Source organism: Candidatus Neomarinimicrobiota bacterium (assembly GCA_012964825.1).
Lineage (GTDB): Bacteria > Fidelibacterota > Marinisomatia > Marinisomatales > S15-B10 > UBA2125.
On the sequence record DTTI01000057.1, the window covers coordinates 1 to 6022 of the forward strand.

Sequence of the window (6022 nt, forward strand, 5' to 3'; positions counted from 1 at the left end):
GTCCCGCCGGAGAGGTGGGAGGTGAGTTCGATTCTCACACGTTCCCGCTAATGGTTGGGTAACCTACCCCACTCTATTCCACCGTTACCGAAACAGGTTCCAGCTGTTTGCTCGTGAGTCGGGCGTTCAGGGGATTCAGGTTTTGCGTCAGTTCCTGATCCAGAGCCTCCAGATGTCCGTCCAGTTCGGCCGACAGTTCACCAAGCACCTTGTAGGCTCCATCCGTCGGTTTTGCATCACCCGACTCCACGCTTCGGCGGAGAGAGGCGAGGCGGTTATTCAGACGTATTGGGAAGTTTAATGGATCCTGTCCGCTCTCATTTTTTGTCTGGTAAAGCGCTTCTTCGATCTTGGTAAGGTTCCCCATAAGGTCAGTAGACATTTTTTTGATCCTCCGGTCGTTGGTCTTTTCCAACCGGTCATTAATCTGATCGCGGATGTGGCGAATCTGTATGACCGCCTCGTTCGCTGAGGATGTTCTATCTCTAATCTGTGATGAGAGCTGGAACTGGTCCCGGAGATCCTGTTCCGACACATCTTTCAGGCGCGGATCCATCTTGACGTTGAACTTGGCTGATTTTGTTATGCCATTTACGGTTACCCGCGCCTCGTAAGTTCCGGGCGGTGCTTTCGGGCCATTCTGGGGCCGGCCGCTCCAGATGATGATCCCTTCGAACATGGTGGCACCTTTGTAGCGCAAATTCCATTCCCACCGGTTCAGACCCTTGGCGGTGGTGGGAGGACCGGTGGTGCGAGTCCGGTACCAGGGGTTAACTTCCGTTTCCTCTTTCGCTACCGAGTCACCTACCACTGAAAACACCAGGTTACCTTCTGAATCGTAGATCTCAGCCTTAACCGAATCCACCTCTTCTCCCAGATAGTATTGGAGTACAGCAGTCTCCACACTGCGAACGGCGTCGTGGGGATTGAACAGTGTCAGCGATTCCACTGCTGTCCGGTTTGAGTATTCTCTCAACGGGTCATAGTCGTCCAAGATCCAGAAACCCCTGCCGTGAGTTCCCAGGACCACATCGGAGTTTTTAAGCTGGAGATCCCGGATGGGTGTATCTGGCAGATTGAGCTGAATGGACTGCCAGCTGTCCCCTGCGTCGAAGGATATGTAGACGCCGTGCTCCGTGCCGAGAAACAGGAGCCCCTCTTTCACGGAATCTTCCCGGACAGCGCGGGCGAAGTGACCATCCGCAACACCGTTCACAATCTTTGTCCAGGTCTTGCCGTAATCCCGTGTTCGCCAGACATAAGGTGCCCGGTCATCCACCTGGTACCGATTTGCCGCCACATAGGCGGTGCCTGGTGTGTGGGAAGATTCTTCAATGATGGAGATCCGGGAGAACTTCGGCATATCGGGCGGGGTGACCTTTGTCCAGGTATTACCGCCGTCCCGGGTGATGTGCATGAGTCCGTCATCAGAACCAGCCCAAATGGTGTTAATATCGTGTTGAGACGGTGTCAGGGCAAAGACCGTGGCATAGATTTCCGGCCCGTTCATGTCCATGGTGATGAGTCCACCGGTGGGGCCGAGCGTAGAAGGGTCAGCGTAGGTCAGATCAGGACTGATTTTCTTCCAGCTCTGGCCGTCATCTTCCGAAAGCCAGACATGCTGTGAACAGGTATAAAGCTTGTTCTCATCCAATGGGGAAAAAACAATGGGGAAGGTCCATTGCCACCGCTCGGGAAGAGCGCTTGCCGGTTCTCCGGAGAAAAAGCGGGGGTAGACCTGAATATCTCTGATCTGGCCTGTTGAGCGGTCGTAACGTGTTAACAGAGCGCCCTGGCTCCCGGCGTAAAAAATATCCAGCTTGGATGGGTGCTGCGTAATGTATCCGCTTTCACCACCACCAGCGGAATAGTACCAGCCGTGGTTGGGTCCCCGGGCCTGCATATTGTTCCAACCGTCACTTGGGACACAAACAGTACTGTTGTCCTGCTGGGCACCGCAGACGTGGTAAGGGAAGTCGTTCGTCACATTCACATGATAAAGCTGGGTGGTGATATAATCCTGTTCCGTCCAGGTCTCGCCGCCGTTGATGGAGACATTCCCTCCGCCGTCATTGGAGTTCGTCATCCGCAGGGGGTCGTTGGGGTCGATCCAGAGGTCATGCTGGTCGCCGTGGGGCGTGCTGATCTGTGTATCAAATGTGACACCGCCGTCCGTCGATTTGTAAAGACGGGTGTTGAGGGCGTAGACCGTTTCCCTGTCCCATGGATCGGCCACAATCCGGGAATAGTAAAAATGGCGCTGGCGGATTTTCCTATCGTCATTAGTTCTTTCCCAGGATTTCCCGCCATCATCGGACCGGAACACACCCCCTTCAGGCGCTTCCACGATTGCCCAGACGCGATTGGGGTCAGCTGGAGAGACTGCCATACCGATCTTTCCGATGGGTCCTTCAGGCATACCGGGATTCTTGGTCAATTCTGTCCATGTATCTCCACCGTCCGTAGATTTATAAATTCCGCTAAACGGTCCGCCGCCCCACATTTTCCAGGCTCTTCGGTAGACCTGCCACAAAGAGGCGTAGATCACTTTGGGATTTGTTCTGTCGATGGAGATGTCAACACCTCCCGCTTTGGGACTCTTGTAGAGGATTTTTTCCCACCTGTTGCCGCCATCTTTGGAGCGGAAGATTCCCCGCTCCTCGTTGTCCCCGTAGGGATGGCCCAGGGCTGCCACATAAACAATATCGGGATCGGTGGGATGGATTCGGATTCGGGCGATGGCCTGTGTTTCACGGAGACCAACGTGGCGCCAGGTCTCACCGCCGTCCGTTGATCTGTAGACGCCGTCACCCTGGGTGATGGAGCCACGAAGCTGTGTTTCACCGCCGCCGATGTATACAATGTCTGGATTAGTTTCTGCCACAGCCACAGCCCCGATGGAAGAAGAGGTGATCTGTCCGTCGGTTACCGGAAACCAGGTGTTGCCGCCGTCTGTGGTTTTCCAGAGTCCCCCTCCGGTGGCGCCAAAGTAGTATTCGTTGGGCCGGCCTGGACTACCCATAGATGAGAGAGACCGTCCCCCTCGGTTAGGGCCGATATTCCGCCATTCGAAGTTGTTGAAAAAAGTTTCGTCATATTTTTCGGCCTGTAGTGCGACAATGCTGCTAAAAAGAATCAGTAAATAAGTTAACCGTCTCATCATCGTCTCATCCTCCGTTCTTGATGTGAACTTGCTCCAAAATATTGGAAGTGCGGAGTGACTACCGCAGCAGAGAGTAAGAAATTATGGGCAGGAAAGCAATTGCTTCTCTCTCAGCTCCATCTTGAAGAATCGCACAATTGTGGGTAGTTTCCAGTGAGAGTGATTTGAGGGGAAGAGTTAATACCATATGAGCAGTCTAATTGATGAACTGAAAGACCGTAAGGTGATCCGGACGATGGTTTTCTACGCTGTGGTGGCGTTTGTTGTAATGCAGCTGGTGGAGATCATTTTTCCCATTTTCGATTTTCCCAATTGGACGGCTCAGTTTGTCATCATCCTGCTGGTGCTTGGACTGCCGGTGAGTGTGGTGGTATCCTGGATGACGACCGGACACCGGAGGGTCTTGTGAAGACGCCATTAACCTCGGAGCCCGCAGAGGGAGCGGAGTCGTTTGGAAGCACCCAAGCTGTGGCGGATAGCAAGCGGTTTTACGCCAGGACGCGAAACATTTTTCTCATGGCAGGGGTTGTGGGTGGCCTCGCCATCGGCTGGCTGGCGCCGCGGGGTGACAGGGAAGCGGAGCGGATCGCCGAACGTTCCATAGCCGTCCTCCCCTTCGATAATCTCAGCGACAGCAAGGAGGACGAATATTTCTCCGATGGTATCACTGAGGAGATCATTACACAGCTGTCAAAGGTGAGCGACCTGCTGGTCATTTCCCGGACGTCCGTTCTTCAGTACAAGGGGACCACCAAGACCATCAGGGAGATCGGAGAAGAGCTGGGTGTGGCAGCCATACTTGAAGGGAGCGTCAGGCGTGACGGGGACAATCTAAGAATAACGGGTCAGCTCATTGATACCGACAGTGACCAACATCTCTGGGCAGACACCTACGATCGTAAGATGGAAAATATTTTCCAGATACAGACAGATGTGGCAACACGCATCGCAGAGGCCCTCGATGCTCGAATTTCGAGGTCAGAAAAGAGATCTATGGCCACGGTGCCTACTCAAAATATGGAAGCGTACACGCTTTACCTTAAGGGAAGAACCGAATATTTCAAGTACACGTATGAGGGCTTTGAAAAGTCCATCAATTACTACAAGCAGGCGCTGAAGCTTGATCCGTCTTATGCCCTTGCCTACAGCGGTATGGGAGATTCATACGGTCAGATGTTTCTTGACAATCAGGATGAATTGTACAGTGAACTGGCCATTCAGTCATCAGATAGGGCCCTTTCAATTAATCAGGATTTAGCCGAAGGATATAAAGCTAGAGCTCTAATCTCAAGCTATTTAGGCCATACCTCCGAAGCAATCGAGATGAACAAACGAGCTATTGAATTGGGTTATGTCATGGCCGAATCAAACTTAGCACTCTCTTATTGGTGGCAAGGTGATTTGAGTGCGTCTCTGAAGCATCATTTACGAGGCCGACAGAGTGATCCTTATAACCTGCGTGTTGTTAGAATACTTGCACTAGCCTACCATGCTCTGGAAGACTATGATGAAGTTCACAATCTTATTTCAAGTGCTTTGGATATACGTCCAGACGGTTTTGAACTTCATGATATCTTAATTACACAATATTGTGTTGAAGGGAACTGGGAAATGGCAAGATCAACCCTTGAAAGATTACAACTTCTTCGACCAGACGACAGTCAAGTCCATGGTGCAGCTTCTGACTTTTACCTCTGGGCCAGAGATTATAATTTGGCCCTTGATCATCTGCAAAAAATGAAACGTATGCGGCCTCAGGACAAGACAGCTTTAGCTTATGTTCTTTTACAAAAGTGGGATCGGAAGTGGGCGAATACGATTTTGGATGAGGTTATTAACCAACTATTGAAGCGTATAGAAGTGAATGGAGATATCGGGTCTAGCACCCGTAGGATTCTGGCGGGAGCTTATTCAATCATGGATGACAAGGAATCTGCTCTAAACTGGCTGGAAGAAGCGGTGGACAAAGGGTGGACACTTTACAGATGGATCGAGATTGATCCCCGTTTTGACGCCATTCGTGATGACCCTCGTTACACAGAGCTTATTGAACGGATGCAGGCTGTTGTTGCCAGAGAGCGGATTGAGGCGGGATATGAGAGTTCAACGTCACCCTGACTGTCATTGTGAGTCTTGATTGAGTCGGGACTCGCAATCTCGTTATTGTTTACCGACCAAGAATGACGAGATGGTCATAAGCCTCCGGAATCGTCCTTCGCCATGACACCTTATTTAATATGTAATTGCGAACGGAACGCAGCAATCACCTAACTTAATGGTGAGCTACTGACAGTTGATCGATAAATCCACCATTTCTTTTCTGTGTGATCTAGCCGAAAATAATAAGCGGGAGTGGTACCATGTTCACAAGGGTGAGTATAAAAGTGCCTTGGAGAATTTCGCCGAGCTGGTATCAGCCTTGCTTTTCCGGCTATCTGAATTTGATCCTGATATTTTGGGTACGGAGCCGAAGGAGTGCATGTTCAGGATCTACCGGGATATTCGCTTCTCGAAAGACAAGACACCCTATAAGCCTTGGTTCAGTGCCCGCCTGGCGCCTGGGGGGAAGAATTATTCCGGACCCGGGTACTATGTTCGGGTCGCTTTCGATGGCTCCAGGTTGGCCACAGGTATTTACAGGCCTGAAAGGGAAAAACTAGATAGTATCCGGAAGCGAATATCGGCCTGGCCGAATCAGTTCGAGGAAGCTGTCAACGGAGGTGCTTTTAACAAATATTATAGGGAACTTATCGGAGAAAAACTGAAGCGTCCCCCTGCCGGCTTCTCAAAGGAGGATCCCGCCATCGAGTGGATCAAACACAAATCATTCGTAGGGTGGCACCATGTACCGAAACGGCT

The 6022-nt window shown here is 51.4% G+C and carries 4 protein-coding genes; 3 read left to right on the forward strand and 1 reads right to left on the reverse strand.

Annotated elements, in window-relative coordinates:
* Positions 1-73: 73 nt before the first annotated feature.
* Entirely contained in the window at positions 74-3163 is a 3090-nt protein-coding gene (locus tag EYO21_05540; GenBank protein ID HIB03270.1) for a glycosyl hydrolase, read from the reverse strand.
* 187 nt (positions 3164-3350) lie between these two features.
* Between EYO21_05540 and EYO21_05545 the strand changes: the two genes are divergently transcribed.
* The 3 genes from EYO21_05545 to EYO21_05555 form a co-directional block, all read left to right on the forward strand.
* On the forward strand, positions 3351-3572 hold the full coding sequence (locus tag EYO21_05545) for a hypothetical protein (GenBank protein ID HIB03271.1): 222 nt from the start codon (positions 3351-3353) through the stop codon (positions 3570-3572).
* Entirely contained in the window at positions 3569-5281 is a 1713-nt protein-coding gene (locus EYO21_05550) for a tetratricopeptide repeat protein (GenBank protein ID HIB03272.1), read from the forward strand. Before EYO21_05545 ends, EYO21_05550 begins: the two co-directional genes overlap by 4 nt.
* A gap of 175 nt (positions 5282-5456) precedes the next feature.
* Positions 5457-6022, forward strand: a 566-nt coding sequence (locus EYO21_05555; protein HIB03273.1) for a DUF2461 domain-containing protein, incomplete at its 3' end; no start/stop codon positions are given.